The sequence below is a fragment of the Agathobaculum hominis genome, assembly GCF_014288055.1.
Classification (GTDB): Bacteria; Bacillota; Clostridia; order Oscillospirales; family Butyricicoccaceae; genus Agathobaculum; species Agathobaculum hominis.
Genome location: NZ_JACOPK010000008.1, coordinates 1 through 16,159, shown reverse-complemented (window position 1 = coordinate 16,159; position 16,159 = coordinate 1). Strand labels below are relative to the sequence as shown.

At 51.7% G+C, this 16,159-nt stretch carries 15 protein-coding genes and 1 tRNA gene; 9 read left to right on the top strand and 7 right to left on the bottom strand.

Annotated elements, in window-relative coordinates; genetic code table 11:
* Window positions 1-53 precede the first annotated feature (53 nt).
* Both H8S02_RS09150 and H8S02_RS09145 read right to left on the bottom strand, forming a co-directional pair.
* Window positions 54-1,613 (bottom strand): recombinase family protein, encoded by a 1,560-nt coding sequence (locus H8S02_RS09150; protein ID WP_186970269.1) that lies wholly within the window; start codon window positions 1,611-1,613, stop codon window positions 54-56.
* Entirely contained in the window at window positions 1,610-1,978 is a 369-nt protein-coding gene (locus H8S02_RS09145; RefSeq protein ID WP_186970268.1) for a helix-turn-helix domain-containing protein, read from the bottom strand. The genes H8S02_RS09150 and H8S02_RS09145 overlap by 4 nt, the downstream gene beginning before the upstream one ends.
* A gap of 235 nt (window positions 1,979-2,213) precedes the next feature.
* On the opposite strand from H8S02_RS09145, the gene H8S02_RS09140 reads away from it, so the two are divergent.
* From H8S02_RS09140 to H8S02_RS09130, 3 genes are read left to right on the top strand one after another with little or no spacing between them, the layout of a single operon-like run.
* A complete protein-coding gene (locus H8S02_RS09140; protein WP_186970267.1) occupies window positions 2,214-3,218 on the top strand; it encodes a DNA cytosine methyltransferase in 1,005 nt (334 codons plus the stop codon).
* Window positions 3,215-4,030, top strand: a complete 816-nt coding sequence (locus H8S02_RS09135; RefSeq protein WP_186970266.1) for an Eco47II family restriction endonuclease — start codon at window positions 3,215-3,217, stop codon at window positions 4,028-4,030. The genes H8S02_RS09140 and H8S02_RS09135 overlap by 4 nt, the downstream gene beginning before the upstream one ends.
* Before the next feature lie 17 nt (window positions 4,031-4,047).
* Window positions 4,048-4,881, top strand: a complete 834-nt coding sequence (locus H8S02_RS09130; RefSeq protein WP_186970265.1) for a DUF2971 domain-containing protein — start codon at window positions 4,048-4,050, stop codon at window positions 4,879-4,881.
* 43 nt (window positions 4,882-4,924) lie between these two features.
* On the opposite strand, the gene H8S02_RS09125 is transcribed toward H8S02_RS09130, so the two are convergent.
* The gene (locus H8S02_RS09125; protein WP_243166481.1) at window positions 4,925-5,587 is read right to left on the bottom strand and encodes a SprT-like domain-containing protein; all 663 of its coding nucleotides are present in this window, start codon (window positions 5,585-5,587) and stop codon (window positions 4,925-4,927) included.
* 523 nt (window positions 5,588-6,110) lie between these two features.
* Between H8S02_RS09125 and H8S02_RS09120 the strand changes: the two genes are divergently transcribed.
* The 5 genes from H8S02_RS09120 (at window position 6,111) to H8S02_RS09100 (ending at window position 9,719) form a co-directional block, all read left to right on the top strand.
* A complete protein-coding gene (locus tag H8S02_RS09120) occupies window positions 6,111-6,515 on the top strand; it encodes a hypothetical protein (RefSeq protein WP_186970264.1) in 405 nt (134 codons plus the stop codon).
* A 232-nt stretch (window positions 6,516-6,747) separates the two neighbouring features.
* Complete coding sequence (locus H8S02_RS09115) at window positions 6,748-7,101, top strand: hypothetical protein (RefSeq protein WP_186970263.1); 354 nt, start codon at window positions 6,748-6,750, stop codon at window positions 7,099-7,101.
* A 146-nt stretch (window positions 7,102-7,247) separates the two neighbouring features.
* Entirely contained in the window at window positions 7,248-8,234 is a 987-nt protein-coding gene (locus H8S02_RS09110) for a viral replication protein (protein WP_186970262.1), read from the top strand.
* The gene (locus tag H8S02_RS09105; RefSeq protein ID WP_186970261.1) at window positions 8,221-9,555 is read left to right on the top strand and encodes a helicase HerA-like domain-containing protein; all 1,335 of its coding nucleotides are present in this window, start codon (window positions 8,221-8,223) and stop codon (window positions 9,553-9,555) included. The genes H8S02_RS09110 and H8S02_RS09105 overlap by 14 nt, the downstream gene beginning before the upstream one ends.
* Before the next feature lie 2 nt (window positions 9,556-9,557).
* Window positions 9,558-9,719, top strand: a complete 162-nt coding sequence (locus tag H8S02_RS09100) for a hypothetical protein (protein ID WP_186970260.1) — start codon at window positions 9,558-9,560, stop codon at window positions 9,717-9,719.
* Window positions 9,720-9,841: 122 nt separating this feature from the next.
* Here the strand turns inward: H8S02_RS09100 and H8S02_RS09095 are convergent.
* The 3 genes from H8S02_RS09095 to H8S02_RS09085 form a co-directional block, all read right to left on the bottom strand.
* Window positions 9,842-9,918 (bottom strand) — tRNA-Val (locus tag H8S02_RS09095).
* Between the two features lie 67 nt (window positions 9,919-9,985).
* Window positions 9,986-13,399 (bottom strand): M56 family metallopeptidase, encoded by a 3,414-nt coding sequence (locus H8S02_RS09090; RefSeq protein WP_186970259.1) that lies wholly within the window; start codon window positions 13,397-13,399, stop codon window positions 9,986-9,988.
* Between the two features lie 12 nt (window positions 13,400-13,411).
* Window positions 13,412-13,783, bottom strand: a complete 372-nt coding sequence (locus H8S02_RS09085; RefSeq protein WP_186970258.1) for a BlaI/MecI/CopY family transcriptional regulator — start codon at window positions 13,781-13,783, stop codon at window positions 13,412-13,414.
* 206 nt (window positions 13,784-13,989) lie between these two features.
* Here H8S02_RS09085 and H8S02_RS09080 point away from each other — a divergent pair, with 206 nt between their 5' ends.
* A complete protein-coding gene (locus H8S02_RS09080) occupies window positions 13,990-15,255 on the top strand; it encodes a dihydroorotase (RefSeq protein ID WP_186970257.1) in 1,266 nt (421 codons plus the stop codon).
* Window positions 15,256-15,307: 52 nt separating this feature from the next.
* On the opposite strand, the gene H8S02_RS09075 is transcribed toward H8S02_RS09080, so the two are convergent.
* Window positions 15,308-16,159 (bottom strand): homoserine O-succinyltransferase (locus H8S02_RS09075; RefSeq protein ID WP_186970256.1); only part of this gene is annotated, 852 nt, incomplete at its 5' end.

Below are 16,159 nucleotides of genomic sequence, written 5' to 3'. Positions count from 1 at the left end.
ACCGCCGCACAGCGAAAAAACTGTGCGGCGGTTTTTTGTGCTCCTGCGCCGGGTTATCCCGAAAGTTTTACACAGGTCTGGGGATAAAACTGTGCGAGAACAGATTGCAATACGGCAAAAGAAAAGCACTCACAAAAGTGAGTGCTTTCTGGTGGGGTAGCACACTCCATATCCGAACCGGCCAAATCCGAAAAATTAATAGTTTTTTCACCATCTTTGTAATTGAATACGATCAATATTCTATCCTCGTATAAGATTACAGAATTAACAAAGCTGTTAATCAAAAGACGGCGTGCTTTCATACTCCGCATATTCAACTCTCGGAATTTGTAAATCCAGTGCGTTATATCTTCGCGCGGAATAACCGGATTTTGAAGCTGCTCCTGCAAAATACGCAGTTCTGTTTGCTTTTTTGCATCTTCTAATTCCTGCAAGCGTCGTTGCGTGGACTCCGTAATAATACCTTGCTGAATTGCGTTCAGCATATTGTCAATGCCGCGTTCTGTTTCAGCAAGCTGTTGACGCAAAACCGGCAGTATCGCACTTTCCTCGGTTTGAACCAGCATGATACGATCTGTGACGTGCTGCACAAAGCTGTCATTTGTGATATGCGCCATTACGGCTTGAACGACGAAATCTTCTATTGGCTGCTTACGGATAGTTTTTCGCGTACTCGTGCAGGTTTTCCGCTTCTTACTGTTTGAACAACGATAATAATGATATGCTTGTTTATTATGTCCGCCCGTTCCGGTTTCGCCTACCATCATGCCGCCGCATGAGCCGCAAAACAGCTTGGTTGAGAGCAGATATTCCTCAGTAGCTTTATAACGCGCGGTAGCTTTGCGATTTTTAGCAAGCATAGTCTGTACGCGATTGAACAATTCCTCTGACACGATAGCAGGTATGCCGCCCGGAATGGCAACATCACAATAGCGGTACTCACCAATATAACGACGGTTATGCAGCAGATTGGGAATAAAGTTCGGGTCAATCGGCTTGCCGCGTGCGTTAGTGAAGCCGCGCCGGATAAGATCGTCACGGATGGCCCGCATGGTTTCCCCATTAGCATATCGACCGAAAATCTCCTGCACGACAGCAGCAGTAACCGGCTCAATCTGATAATGACGGTCTGCATCTATGGTATATCCATATGTCAGCGTACCGCCGTTATATTTGCATTTCAGCGCATTTTCAGTTAAACCTCTCCGTACTTTTACCGCCAGTTCGGCACTATAATATTCTGCCATGCCCTCCAGCAGCGACTCAAGAATAATACCCTCTGGACTATTGGATATTTGTTCGGTCGCTGAAACAACCTTAATGCCATTCTTGGACAAGATATGTTTATATCTCGCACTGTCATAGCGATTACGCGAAAAACGATCAAGTTTCCAGACGACAACCAGTTCAAACGCGCCCTTTGCGCTATCTTTTATCATCCGCTGAAATTCCGGTCGGTTGTCCGTCTTGGCAGATAACGCACGATCAATGTAGCTGCTGACGATTGCTATATCGTTCTTTTCGCAATACGCTTTGCATTCTCGAAGTTGTCCCTCGATACTTTCTTCGCGCTGGTTGTCGCTCGAATATCGGGCATAGATCACCGCGTTCATTCAGATTGCTCCTTCCAAAGTTTGAGCAAGGTTTCTTTCATACGCTTGCTGACCGGTGATTTCGGGTCGAAGCACATTTCTACAAACTCACGCATATCTCTGTTCTTGATGGACTGTTCCGCTGTGATACGCGGCTGAAAGTCGTACAGTTTGCCCTGCGGCTTGTCCGTTCGGCAATACAGGTAGTCCATTGATACGTCAAATAAATCCGCGTATTTGACGAAAACCTCCGGGGACGGCGTGGATTTTCCTGTTTCGTACCGGTTGATGCGCGATTGCTGCACGCCGACGATTTCGGCTACTTGGGTCTGTGTCAAGCGCGAACCCTCGCGCAGTTCTCTCAGGCGTTTTCCGATTTGTTCCATATAAAGACCTCCTTGTTGATACGATCATATCACAAACAGGTATCGTTGTAAATATATCAAATAAATATTTGCAGATATTCATTTTTTGAAAGTGCACTTTCAAAAACATATACATAGCATCGTATATGATCGTTGAAAAATATCAGAAATTCTGATATAATTTATTGGTTATAACCATCGTAATATGGGATATATTATATTTTTGCAAGAAATGAAGAATAGCAAAGGTGTTTGAATGTATAAAACAATAGAGTTATTTGCAGGAGCTGGAGGTCTGGCATTAGGTGTCGAACAAGCAGGTTTTGATACGATCGGCCTAATAGAATTAGACAAAGATGCTTGCGCCACCTTAAAACAGAACCGACCATATTGGAATGTTATATGTGATGATATTTCACATATATCGTGTATGAATTTAGAGGATTTGTTCTCGCTGAAAAAGGGTGAACTGGATTTGTTATCTGGTGGTGCTCCATGTCAGGCATTTTCCTATGCCGGAAAAAGATTGGGATTAGAGGATGCGCGTGGCACTCTGTTTTACCATTACGCGATTTTCCTTGAAAAATTGCAGCCGAAAATGTTCCTCTTTGAAAATGTGCGTGGACTGTTGACGCATGATAAGGGAAAAACATATCAAACAATGCTGAAAATCTTTGCTGACGCTGGATATACTATTCAAAAAGCTGTATTGAACGCATGGAACTATGGTGTGCCTCAGAAGCGTGAACGCCTGATTACAGTCGGTATTAGAAATGATTTACTCGGCAAAACCGTTTTCGAGTTTCCCAAACCCCATGACTATAAGCCTGTCTTGCGCGATATTCTCTTAGATTGCCCTAAAGGCCCAGGGGTTCCCTACGGTGAAAACAAACGCAAGATTTTTGAGTTAGTGCCTCCCGGCGGTTACTGGCGAGATATTGACCCAGATATTGCGAAGGCTTACATGAAGAGCTGCTGGCATATGGAAGGTGGACGAACCGGTATATTGCGACGCATGAGCTTAGACGAGCCATCCTTGACCGTTTTAACATCTCCGTCCCAGAAGCAGACAGAACGCTGCCATCCCTTAGAGGCGCGGCCATTCACTGTGCGCGAAAATGCACGCTGCCAGACTTTCCCGGATGATTGGGAATTCTGTGGCAAGATTTCTTCCCAGTACAAACAAGTAGGCAATGCCGTGCCGGTCAATCTGGCGTATGAGATTGCAAAAAAGATCAAGGAGGCATTGGACTTATTATGAGTTGGACTCTATCGTTTATAAGTGAGGATGATTTTACCAATCATGTACGAGCCACTATTCAGAAATATGGTGATAAACTGAAATCGTTTGACTTGAAGCGTTTCAATAAGAATATCGTTGACCCGGTTAAACTGATATTTGATAAGTCAGTGTATCGGGCATCATGGGACGAGATTATCAGCAATGAAATTTTCCGTCAGCGCGATAAATCGAACAATAACGATATTGGCTATTTTCATCAACGAATTTTTCAGTATATGCCTTTCTGCCATGTCCCGCCGAATGGGGAAGAAGGCGGTTGGGATGTCATTTATAAAAACCCTAACGGCATTGTGTTACCCGATAACAGCATCGTACATACTGTTTATGTGGAAATGAAAAATAAGCATAACACAATGAACTCAGCATCGGCAGGAAAAACATTTATCAAAATGCAAAATCAACTGCTCAAAGATGACGATTGTGCGTGTTTCTTAGTTGAAGCAATCGCAAAGCAATCACAGAACATTAAATGGGAAACTACTGTTGATGGTCAGCGCGTAGGACATAGGTTGATTAGGCGCGTTAGCATGGATCAGTTTTATGCGTTAGTCACCGGGCAGAACGATGCCTTTTATCAGATGTGCATGGTTCTACCACAAAAGATACAAGAAGTGGTTGCCACAGCAGATAGCACGCTGATCCCCGAAGACTCTGTTATGCGCGAGTTGAAAGCGATTGCTGCGAAAAATAGCCTTGCAAACGAGGATTTGTCTATTGCGATGGCAATTTATATGTTGGGCTTTCCCTCGTATAATGGTTTTGCACGATAACCAAGAGAGGGGTATCTATGCAAATTCCAAAGTTATATAAATATCGGTATTTCGACGAACCATCAGACAATCAGCCTGCCCGATGGGAAACTGTATTATTTGAAGGCAAGGTCTTTCCTGCGCCCCCCACAACTTTCAATGATCCTTTCGACTGTGATTTATTGATTGATGACTCATTTCTTAAAAGCAATTATTTCAAAGATATGCTACAAGATAGTCTGATTGAAAAGTATCCTTCCGGTCGAATAGGAGATAATGCAATGGGATTTGATGAATGGCAGTCAAACTTCTTAGAATCTGATACTTTATCGCCGTTCAGAGAAAAGATGCTCGATATTTTCCGAGATTTTTTACCTACTATCAAGGAAGAAATGCTAATAGCTTGTTTTTCCGAGCTGAATAACTCTGTTTTAATGTGGAGTCACTACGCTCAGTACCATACCGGGTTTTGTATCGAATATGATCTGAATGATTGGCCGGGGTGTGACAACTTATACCAAGTACAGTATTCAATCAATGCACCTGTATACGGGCAGACTTATTTGGACAGAAATACTCCAGCTTTTGGTAGTGCTGTCGTAGATGCAGCTTTGCATAAATCTAACGAATGGTGTTATGAAAAAGAGTGGCGTATAGTCATTCCAAAACAAAATTATGCTCCTATATATGCAGCCGGCCTCAGACCCGCATTTGATTTTAGCAGGTTTATCACGGCTATCTATATTGGAGCCAAAGCTAAAGAGGAGCACATACAAAAAATATGCCAACACTTCCATCTGCAACCTATTAAAATATATCAAATGTCATTACAACCCATGACTTATAAGTTAAATGCTAATAGACTACAATAGTAGATGTAAAAGTGCACCTTCGTTTGAAAGTGCACTTTCAATTTTATACACGAACCATTTTCAATCCGCAGTCGCCGCAGATGATGTTTACCTCGCGGGTTGCCCGGACGGACATTTTGCAACCGGGGCAAATATACTTTCTGGTGCTGGACTTTTTCGGTGTTGTGGGCGTGGTAGGCGTTCGGTCAGGCGAACCGCGTCCCGGGGTGCGCGAGATGCAGCCGTCCTCACGGCTCATGCGGATGTCCTCCCACCCATTGGAGATAATGAAGTCGATTAAGGCTTCGGTGGGCGAGGTGACCGACCAGCCGATGCGTGGGTCATACTCGATGCGAAGGTCGCACGCCTCGGCGGTGGTCTTGAAGCGTTTGTTGTGATAAGTGCCGCTTCGGCTGCAATCCCGCACGCCTGCCTGTAAGTTTGCGAGATGTACCATTTCATGTAGCACCGTGGCAACGATCTCCTCTATCGGCCTGTCGAGCGTTCCGGCTGCAATGTTGAGTTCGTGGCGGAGATCGCCGTTTCCTTTGCGCCACGCCTTTGCAACAGTTATATGGCCGTATGCGCGTGGTGTGGACTGAATTGTTATGATCGGTTCTTCGATCGAGTTGTCAAAATAGCGTTCGTTGAGCGTGCGGAACAGCTTTTCAAGGTAGCCCGCCGTGCGGCTCGTTTTTATGGTCTGCTTCATCTTCGTTCCCTCCATCGTTGTTTTGTCGGCGTTCGCCGGACTCGTTCGAGTTCGGCATAATCACACCTTTTGCGCGACGGGAGCTGTGTCAAGGCTGACCGTAGGTCACTCGCGGAAAATACGGAGTATTTTACTGGTCTTGACTCAGGTCGCGGTGGGCGGCACGCGCGGAGGCAGAAGTTGAGAAAAAAGTGTTGACTTTGGTGTGAGAAGTGCTATACTTAAGGTAAGCTATAAGAGGATTTTCGAGGGGCGAAGTATGCCTTTTATTAAATAAGTAAACCAACGACTGAATGACTGACGTTATTCAGTCGTTTTTGTTTTTAAGTTAAAAAATTTAAGTTTTTGAAACGAAATCTAAGGCGGTGTTTCAAAAATCGGAAAGGAAGTGATGGTTTGACTTGCAAATCCCTGCCAGAGGAGGTGAAATTGTGAAAATTACCCTCGTTGTACAAAAAATGCAAGTTATCAACCCGATAATCAACCCCTCGAAATTAACCGCCGTCCAGAGTCAGCCTGGCAACTGACTTTAATAAAATTGACTGACGCCGAAATTAAACGTCAAGTCAATCGAATCAAGGAGAACAAGGCTAAAGCCGATGCCAACCAGCAGAGTTGGCGTGACATTCTGCGCGGCTACATCTATCGCGCTGAGTGGGGTCAAAAAGATTTCATTGAACAAACTTCTTTATCGAAAACCGTATATCGTAGGTTGATGGGCAAAGAAGAAAAAAAGATAGACTTAAAAAGTCTGGTTGCGATTAGTTTGGCGCTAAAAATTCCGTCAGACAAAGCACAGGAAATTATTTATGGTTGCGGCTATTCATTCGACAATTCCATGATTCACTTTTATTATCACACCTTTATTGAGGAATGTTGGGATTTCGATGACGCCAATGTTGTTTTATACGCCGGAACCGGTGAGAGTTTTGGCAAAAAATAAGATTAGTCAAAAGAGAGGGTGCACTGCCCTCTCTTTTTTTGCACACAACTTTTGCATCAAAAGCTAATTTTTCATTGTACACCTCCAGCAGAAATTTGTAGGGACACATGGTGTCCCCACTTTTGATAACTGGCATGGTAAACTTGTTCCAAGAAATCCGGATTTCCCCTAAAAATATTCAGACGCTGCGCAGCGTCAAAACCTATCCAAATCACAAAAGGAGAGAACGAAAATGGCACTCTTGCGTAATCTCAAGATCGACCCGAAGTCGCTCGGCAAGCACCTGTGGCTCGTGGATGCGACGCCGGTGGTCGAGTACACTAAGAGCGGTGAGCGCACCGACAAGATCGTCGGCTACCGTTATGTAGTCACGCTCCCGGCGCACGGCTTCGAGAAGCTCGGCATCAAGATTGCTGGCGACCAGCAGATCGAGATTCCCGACGGCGAGGAGTATATTCCGGTTGTGTTCGACGGCCTCGACATTCGCGTCTATGAGGCGGGTGGTCATGCACAGTTGACTGCATCTGCGACCGGTATCCACGCCGTCAAGGAGGCTCAGCAGCCGCCGGGTTCAGGTAGCCGTTAAAGCATCCGACAGGGCGATGCTTGCCAACAAGGTGAGCATTCCCTGTCGGTGTGTTGGCTGACTGCTGCGTCTCGCCCTAAGGTAAGTATTACCTTAGGGCGAGACATGTAGCAGTAGCAAAAAAATTGAATAAGGAGTAAACTGCAATGGCAAAAAAAGATCCTCAAAGCCGCAAGTTTCTGCTGACGATCAATAATCCAGACAAACATGGTCTTGACCGTGAAAGGGTATTGGAGTTGTGCAAGCAGCTCCAGCCGGACTATTGCTGCATCAGCGAAGAAGTTGGCGAGTCTGGCACACCGCACATTCATGTGTTCCTGTATCGTCGGTCTCCCATGCGTTTCAGCTCGTTGAAGAAAAAGTTTGAAACGGCACACATTGACCAAGCCTATGGTCTGTGTTCGGAAAACCGCGATTATGTCGCCAAAAGCGGTAAATGGGAAACATCCGAAAAGGCTGAAACCTCTGTTCCGGGCAGTTTTGCCGAGTTTGGCGACTTGCCGGAGGAAACAAAGGCTTCCGCAAAGACCAAAGCAACGATGGAAGACCTGCTGGAAGAAGTCAAGGACGGCAAGAGCACGGCACGCATCATCACGCAAAACCCCGCGTATGCGTTCCGCATCAAAGACATCGACGCAGTTCGTCAAACATTACTGTCGGAAAAATTCATGGTAGAGAACCGTGAAATCGAGGTCGCCTACATCTACGGTGCTCCCGGCACAGGCAAGACACGCAGCATTTTTGAAGCACATGGTGCAGAAAACATTTGCCGAGTGACGAATTACCGCATGGGCAAAGGCGTTTCGTTTGATGCTTACCACGGCCAGAATGTCCTCGTGTTCGAGGAGTTCAACAGTCAAATCCCAATCGAGGAAATGCTCAATTACCTCGATGTATATCCGATAATGTTACCGGCACGTTATAGTGACCGCGTCGCTTGCTTCACTAAGGTATATCTCACCAGCAATGTCCCACTCGAAGATCAGTACGAAGATATTCAAATCGTTCATCCTGCGACATGGAAAGCCTTCCTGCGTCGTATTCACAGGGTTGTTTACTTCGACGGTGAACAAGTGCAGGAAATGAGCATGGATGAATGGAAGGAGGAACGGAAGAACTATGTTGACCTGTAAGAAAAATGAGCTGTATAGCGAAACCGCGCATCATGGTGCTATGCTGCGCTTTGGCAACGGTGTAAACAAGATTATCTGCACTCCGGCGGAGTGGGTAGGCATTATCGCCTACCTGCTCAGTATTGCCGTTGTCGGCCACGTAGTGCTGCGGCGCATGAATAATACGGGCGCATTTGCAACGCCCCTCGTGACAACAATGACGGCTCTCTACATTGCTGCGGCGATCCTCGGTTTGGTAGCGTTTATCATTAGCCGTGGAACACCGCATCATGCGCGGAAGATCGAAAACAACCTTGCTCGCATTGGTTTTACCAATGCTGCGGGTGAAGTGCCTATCCTGTTGCAAAGCTATTGGCATCGAACGGAAAGCGGACGAACAGTACAAGTTCTGGAATTTCTGGCGTGTGGTCTTGCGAAATCAGTCTGGGAGAACAAGCAAGTCGAGATTGCCGCTGCGCTGAATGTTCAGGTCGCAAGGATAGAGGAGTGCGACGGCAAACGCCGTATACGCCTTTATGTGGTCCCGGCGGACAACGGTCTGCCAGACAGATTAGACTGGCATGATGATCTGATGAACCATGAATATCCTGTTTGCAAGGTGATTTTGGGCGAAAGCCTGTTAGAGCCGGTTGTGGTTGATTTCAATGTCATTCCGCATATGCTGGTGGGCGGAGGAACAGGCTCAGGCAAAACTGTTCTGCTCCGGTGCATCCTCATGCAGTTGCTGCGGAAGTCTGGCGTTGAGGTTGTAATCGCCGACTTGAAAGGTGGGGCAGATTTTTCTTCGGTCTGGCGCAATCATCCGCATTGCAAGATGATTTTCGACCGCGCAGAGTTGGCTGAATATCTGGACAAGCTGGTCGAAGAACTGAACCGTCGCAAGGAAATTATCGCGCAGACGGATGGCTGCTGTAATATTTATGACTACAATAATCGCTGCGCACTGTATCTTGACCGAATTTTCTTCGCAGTCGATGAAGTGGCAGAAATTCTTGATAAAACCGGTCTGGATAAAGCAGAAAAGGAACAGGTCGCACGGATTGAACGCAGTCTGTCCACCATTGCTCGTTTAGGACGCGCGTTCGGCATCCACCTGCTTCTGGCAACGCAGCGGCCGGATGCAAATATTTTGAGCGGTCAGATAAAAAATAACATCGCGTATCGCGTGTGCGGCCGTGCTGACAATGTTTTATCCATGATTATTCTTGACAACACTGATGCGGCCAATCAAATCCCCTCGGATGCGCGGGGGCGCTTCATCAACGGTGACGGTACGGTGTTTCAAGGCTACTGGTTTAACGAAAGCATTTTAGAGGACTAACCATGCAGCAGACGAACAATGACTGGTCAGAAGTCCCCAACGATGTCTGGGATGCTCTGGCGCGTGCTATCTTAGAGGAAATTCAGGCGCTTGCGGCAACCGACGAGGGGCAGGGTGAATTTGCGGAATGGAAGAAAAACCGCGTTCACAAAACCGACACATAAATAACAAAAGTGCAGGATGCAAAATCCTGCACTTTTTTCATGCCTTAAAGGATATTTTCGATAGAAACAAAAAATCCGAACGCTTTACCAACTCGGATAATGCGGTTCGGATTTATTTGTTCTGGTGGGGTTGGCGGGGCTCGAACCCACGACCTCTCGCGTGTGAGGCGAACGCTCTGACCAGCTGAGCTACAACCCCGTCCGGCTTACCTATATAGTATACCAAAACCGGACGGGAGTAGCAAGCCCTTTTTGTTCCTGTTTGTTTACTGTGCGGCCAGATGCTGCGCCCAGAGCGACTGCGCCGTGCTGTCCGCGACGCGCAGCGCCTGCTCGAACGCGGTTTTATCCTCGCGATAGCGCGCATCGAGCGTCGCCAGGATACCCTCGGTGTAGGCGCCGTCCGAGATCGGCAGATAGAACAGCAGCTCCGCCGTCGTGCGGTCGCCGTAATGTTCGGTATCCTCCATATTGCGCCGCTCATAGACCGAGGTGTCATGCGGGTCGGCATCCAGCGCCAGATCCTCGGGGGAAATGCGCTGCGCGGCCTCGAACAGCGTTTGATACTGCGCGGCGGCCTGCTCATCCGCCGGGTCGTACTGCACATCGGACGGGTAGATCAGGAAGTACGCCAGTCCGTCCCGCTCTGCGAGCGGCCGGACCGGAACCGGATAGTTTTCCGCCCAGTTTTCGCCGAAATCACGCTTGAGAACAGAGAGCAGCTGCGCGGTCAGCGTCATGAGTACACTGTCCGTATCCTTTACGAAGAAGGTCATGGTCCCGTCCGTATTGATATTGGCGGAAACCGCGTTCCGGAACTCCTGCGGCAGCTTGAGGGTGCAGCCGAGTGCGTCGCTGTAATAGCCGCCGGAAGGGAGCGGCGGGTTCTCGAGCTGCGTCATGGCGTTTGTCATGTAGGCCGCGACCGCCGTGTGGCGGATGTGCTGCGCATCTGTGTATTCGAGCGTCAGCGCATGGTAGAACGGTACGCTGAGGTCGGAGGCCAGCAGCTCGCTCACGCTCTGCGGTATGGTGTAGACGTAGCCGCTGTTCGTTCGCGTGAGCGTGGTCTCGTCGTCGGTCATGTTCTGATAACGGATGCGACCGGCCGCATCTACCAGATGGTTAACAAGGTGTACGCCGCCGACAGGCTTGCTGCCGAAGTTGAAGATGATAATGTCGCCCGTATTCAGCGTCGGCAGATTGGCGAAGGAAATGGCACCGAAGGCGTCCGCGCTGACCGGGAGCACATTTGCGCCGCTCATGGCGGAAACATCCTCCTGAATGCCGGTCGGCTTCCAGTAACCCGAACCGGTTTTCTCCATCTGGACATTGATCGGGTCGCTGCCGTCGGTGAAGGTCAGCTGAACGATATCAATATACGCGCCGCCGCGGATGTCGGAGCGCACGATGCTCTGAATCTGGGTCACATCCGCGATCCAGCTGGCTTTCGAGCCGTCGACCGGATTGCCGAAGTAGTAGAAGGCATCCTGCGCGGCGGTCAGGGAGTCGGTGCGCGGCAGACCGCTGAAGTTGCCGACCTCGTCGGGCAGGCTGGGCAGAGCCAGACCGGTGCTGTAATACAGACGGAACAGCTCACTCTGCGTCATGTCCGCGTCGGACAGCTCGGTGACGTCGGAGATCATGCGGCGGCCGCCGTCCTCACAGGTGGTCTGCACGAGATAGCCGGTGCGCACATCACTGATGCCGCCGCCGTCCATGCGGCAGATGATGCGGTATGCGCTGTCGTCGTCAGTCGGGACGAGCACATAGTCGCGCACAGAGGGGGAGGAGGAGCCGAATTTCCAGGTCCACTGCGTGCCGCCGGTCATATCGTACTGCTGCGAGATGAATTCCTGCTGCTTTTCGGGGGTGAGGATGGGGTAGATATACTGTCCGCTCTTGTGGAGCAGGCCGCGCGCGTACTGCTGCGCGAGGTCGGCCGCGGTGCGGCTGGCCTTGCCATTGCCGTCCGTCCAGTCCTGCGGCAGCCAGCCCTGACCGAACTGGTCCACCATGGTCAGGATGACCTTGCTGTTGTCGCGGAAGGTGAACGTTACCTTGGTGATGTCGGGGGCGGCGCTGTCGGTGCCGCTCAGCTGGCTGGCCGCCGGAGAGAGGCCGAGCAGGGTTTCCGCCGCCTGCGTCGGGTCGCCGCTGCCGATGGTCAGTCCGTCGGAAGCCGCGACGAAATCCGGCAGACCGAGGTCATTTGCGTACAGCAGCTTGAAGTCGTCGAGCGAGGAGACAAGATAGTTGTTGTCCGGGTCGGAGGTGAACGTATCCGAGCTGACCTCAAAGGTCATGCTGGAGATCAGCATATCGCTTCCCTCGCCGGTGAAGTGCAGCCGTATCGCTTCGCGGAACGGAACGCCGGGCGACGGCGCATGGACGTCCATTGCGGCCACGCGGTCCGCGTCCCACACGTACTCGAAAACGATGAGCGCGGTCCCGGTTTCGGGGTCATACCGGGTCACATAGCGCCTGTAGACCGCGGCGCCGGTCGAGAAATAATCATCGTATTTCGCAAGGTCGCTGTCCGGGGCGAGGTATTTCATATATGCCGCCGCATCCTCGTCCACATAGGCCTGCGCGAAGGTGTTCGCCATGAGGAGCGCGCGCGCCTCAGCTGCCGCAGGGTCTTTTTTCGTGCCGACGGCGATCGTGCCGCCGAGGGTGGCGGTGAGCAGGGCGACGAGCACGATGAGCGCTGCGCCGCGCTTTTTGACCGACTTGTCGAACAGACCCTCAAACCGCCGCATGAGCGTCTTTTTGTCGTCTCCGAAGCAGGAAACGAGCGACTGCCGCCGTCTGGACTGCGCGACAGCGGAGCGGAGGATGGTCTCGCCGTAGGCGCGGCGGTAGGCTGCGTTCTGTCCGCGAACGACCGCATCGTCGCACGCAAGCTCAATATCCTCCTGCGCGAAGCGCACGATCAGATATACGAGCGGGTTGAACCAGTGTACGCACTGCGCCGCTGTCAGCAGCAGCTTGAGCCACAGGTCGCCGTGACGGCAGTGCGTCAGCTCGTGGCGGAAGATGAAGGCGGCATCTGCGGCCGAAATGTTCTCGTCCGGCAGATAGAGCGCCGGGCGGATAAAGCCCGCGAGCATCGGGCAGTCTGCGGCAGGGGAGATCAGAAGCGGAATTTTCCGGGAAATACCGAGACCGCTGCGCTGAGAGGCCAGAACATCGAGCAGGTCGGCGCGTTTCGCCGATACTGCCGTGCGGTCCAGCCGCCTTTTCAGTATTCCGTAGCTGACAGCCTGCCGGATGGCGGAAATGACGACGCCGGCGAGCCACAGACCGAGCAGGACTGCGGTCAGGTTGAAGGTTGTCGTCCGACTTGTGCCTGCATGGCTGAGAGCGGCCGCCTGTTCGTCCGTTACCCATCGGGCCGGCGTCTGCTCGACCGGCAGACCGGCCTGCTCGAACAGCATCCGGTCGTCCTGCATCACATAATTCGTGCGCGGCGTGACCTGCACCGGCGCTTCCGGCAGCGTCAGCTGCACCGGAACGAGCAGCCGCAGCGCGAGCAGCGCCCAGACCAGACAGACCGCGCGCGCCGGATAGCGCTTTTTGAGCACGCGGCGCAGCAGCAGCGGCACGAGCGCCGCAAGCGAAACGGTCAGTCCGGTCTGCATCAGATTGTTCATAATCTGCATATACGAAATCCGCATAAGATCCCCTCCTCACTGCTCCTGCGCGTCCAGAAAGGCACGCAGCTCGTCGATGTCCTGTTCGCTCAGCGCACCGGCGTCCGACAGGCTCGCCACGAGATTTTTCACCGAGCCGCCGCACAGACGCCGGATAAAGCCGACGCTTTCGCGCTGGCGGTAGTCCTCCTCCGAGACGAGTGGTGTATATAGGTTCTGCCGTCCCTCCTTGGTACAGGACAGAAAGCCCTTGTCGGTGAGACGCGACAGGAACGTGAGCACGCTCGTCATTTTCCAGTCGCTGCTCGCGTGCTGCTGTACCTCTGCTGCCGTGACGGGCGGCGTGAGCGTCCAGATGGTCTGCATGACCTCAAGCTCCGCATCGGGAAGCCGTTTTGTCTGTGCCATAGTCAACCCTCCTTGTTCTACAAATGTAAAATACCTTTTATTGATTATATTCTACAATAGTAGAATAGGGATGTCAAGCCTGTTTTTCAATTTTCAGAAGGGGAGAAGGGCGGCGTTTTCGTTGCGGTTTTTGCGGATCTATGATAGACTATAATTAGAAAAATCCGGGCAGATGAGCTGCCGCAGGAAAAACGGAGGGCTTTTCTATGTTACTTATCCAGAATGGCCGCGTGCTCGATCCATGGACGGGAACGGACGCGCAGCTTGATGTGCTGATCGGGAACGACGGCGTGATCGCGAAGATCGCGGAAAAAATCGACGCCCCGGCGGACTGCAAGATCTTTGATGCGGCAGGACTGACCGTTTCGCCCGGTTTTGTGGACGGACATGTTCATTTCCGCGACCCCGGCCAGACGCAGAAGGAGGATGTGCTAACCGGCGCGGCTGCGGCTGCGGCAGGCGGCTACGCGACGGTGATCTGCATGGCGAACACCGTTCCGACCTGCGACACGCCCGAGATCATCCATTATGTCACGGACAAGGCGAAGGACTGTCCGGTTCAGGTTTTGCAGGCTGGCGCGGTCACGAAGGGCCTGAAGGGCGAGGAAATGACCGATTTTGACGCGCTGCTCGCGGCCGGAGCGCCCTGTCTGACCGATGACGGCATCAATCTGACGAGCGCGGGACTGTGCCGCCGCGCGATGGTCGAGGCAGCGAAGCGCGACGTTATCCTGTCGTTCCATGAGGAAGAGCCCTCGCTCGTGCCCTCTCCGGGTGTAAACTATGGCTCGGAAGCCGCGAAAAAATTCGGCGTGCCGGGTGCGATGGCGGCGGCGGAGACCTCCATGATCGCGCGCGATATTGCGCTGGCTCTCGATACCGGCGCGCGCGTGCTGTTTCAGCATGTTTCGAGCGGTCAGTCCGCCGCGCTCATTCGAGCGGGCAAGGCGCTCGGCGCGAAAATCTATGCCGAAGTCACGCCGCATCACCTCAGTCTGACCGAGGATGATGTTCCGGCGCACGGCACCTGCGCGCGTATGAATCCGCCGCTGCGCAGAGAGGCGGACCGTCAGGCGCTCATTGAAGCGCTCGCGGACGGAACGATTGATATGATCGCGACCGACCACGCGCCGCACACCGCAGAGGAAAAGGCGCGCGACTTCGCCAAGGCGCCCTCGGGCATCACGGGTCTGGAGACCGCGTTTTCCGTGTGCAACACGTATCTGGTCAAGACCGGCCGCCTGACTCGGATGCAGTTGCTCGAAAAAATGAGCAAAAATCCGGCAGAGGTGTATGGCCTGACCGGCCGCGCCGTCCGAGAGGGAAATTATGCCCGTCTGGTGCTGCTCGACTGGGACAGCGAGAAGATATACAACGAGTATAAATCAAAAGGAATTAACACGCCGTATACAGGCGAAAAGCTGACCGGTTCGCCCCGTGCGATCGTGACCGGCGAAAAAATCACCGAATAAAGTCGAAAAAGCTCCGTTTCCGCAGCAGTGCGCCGGGAAACGGAGCTTTTTATTACAGTTTTTCCAGTTGGAAGGGAGTGGTCTGGTAGACGTAGTAGTTGATCCAGTTGGTATAGAAAAGGTGGGCATGCGCTTTCCAGGTGACGAGAACGTCCGCAGACGGGTCATCGTTGCGGAAATAGTGCTTAGGCACATCAGGATTCAGGCCCTTCGCGAGGTCGCGCTCGTACTCTTTTTTCAGCGTGTCCGAGTCGTATTCGCCGTGACCGAGCACAAAAATCTGCCGGCCGTTGACGGCCTCTACGATATAAACGCCAGCCTCGTGGGACTCTGCGAGCAGGCGCAGCTCGGAATGCTTGCGGATGTCGTCGGCGTGGACTTCGGTGTGGCGCGAGTGCGGCGCACAGAACAGATCATCAAAGCCGCGCATCAGCGGTTCGTGCGGGAACAGCACATGATGCTTGAAAATACCACTCATTTTATGCGAAAGCTCATACTTTGGGATACCATAATGGTAATAAAGACCGGCCTGCGCGCCCCAGCAGATGTGCAGGGTGGAATGAACGTGCGTTTTCGTCCATTCCATGATTTCAACCAGCTCGTCCCAGTACTCGACCTCCTCAAACGGCATCAGCTCGATCGGTGCGCCGGTGATGATAAAGCCGTCGTATTTCTGGTCGCGAATGTCGTCAAAGGTCTTGTAGAACGTCAGAAGATGATCCTCGGGCGTGTTTTTGGAGTGATAGGTCTTGGTCTGGATGAGGTCGACCTCGATCTGAATGGGCGTGTTGGACAGACAGCGCAGGATCTGCGTCTCGGTCACGATCTTGAGCGGCATCAGATTGAGAATGGCGATGCGGAGCGGACGAATGCGCTGGGTCGTCGCGCGGTGTTCGGTCATAAC

Bases quoted from the DNA above. Each gene is read 5' to 3' on its own strand.
- H8S02_RS09080 (WP_186970257.1), top strand. From the start codon at position 13,990: ATGTTACTTATCCAGAATGGCCGCGTGCTCGATCCATGGACGGGAACG.
- H8S02_RS09090 (WP_186970259.1), bottom strand. From the start codon at position 13,399: ATGCGGATTTCGTATATGCAGATTATGAACAATCTGATGCAGACCGGA.
- H8S02_RS09125 (WP_243166481.1), bottom strand. From the start codon at position 5,587: ATGGAGGGAACGAAGATGAAGCAGACCATAAAAACGAGCCGCACGGCG.
- H8S02_RS09150 (WP_186970269.1), bottom strand. From the start codon at position 1,613: ATGAACGCGGTGATCTATGCCCGATATTCGAGCGACAACCAGCGCGAA.
- H8S02_RS09130 (WP_186970265.1), top strand. From the start codon at position 4,048: ATGCAAATTCCAAAGTTATATAAATATCGGTATTTCGACGAACCATCA.
- H8S02_RS09115 (WP_186970263.1), top strand. From the start codon at position 6,748: ATGGCACTCTTGCGTAATCTCAAGATCGACCCGAAGTCGCTCGGCAAG.
- H8S02_RS09085 (WP_186970258.1), bottom strand. From the start codon at position 13,783: ATGGCACAGACAAAACGGCTTCCCGATGCGGAGCTTGAGGTCATGCAG.
- H8S02_RS09100 (WP_186970260.1), top strand. From the start codon at position 9,558: ATGCAGCAGACGAACAATGACTGGTCAGAAGTCCCCAACGATGTCTGG.
- H8S02_RS09145 (WP_186970268.1), bottom strand. From the start codon at position 1,978: ATGGAACAAATCGGAAAACGCCTGAGAGAACTGCGCGAGGGTTCGCGC.
- H8S02_RS09110 (WP_186970262.1), top strand. From the start codon at position 7,248: ATGGCAAAAAAAGATCCTCAAAGCCGCAAGTTTCTGCTGACGATCAAT.
- H8S02_RS09140 (WP_186970267.1), top strand. From the start codon at position 2,214: ATGTATAAAACAATAGAGTTATTTGCAGGAGCTGGAGGTCTGGCATTA.
- H8S02_RS09105 (WP_186970261.1), top strand. From the start codon at position 8,221: ATGTTGACCTGTAAGAAAAATGAGCTGTATAGCGAAACCGCGCATCAT.
- H8S02_RS09135 (WP_186970266.1), top strand. From the start codon at position 3,215: ATGAGTTGGACTCTATCGTTTATAAGTGAGGATGATTTTACCAATCAT.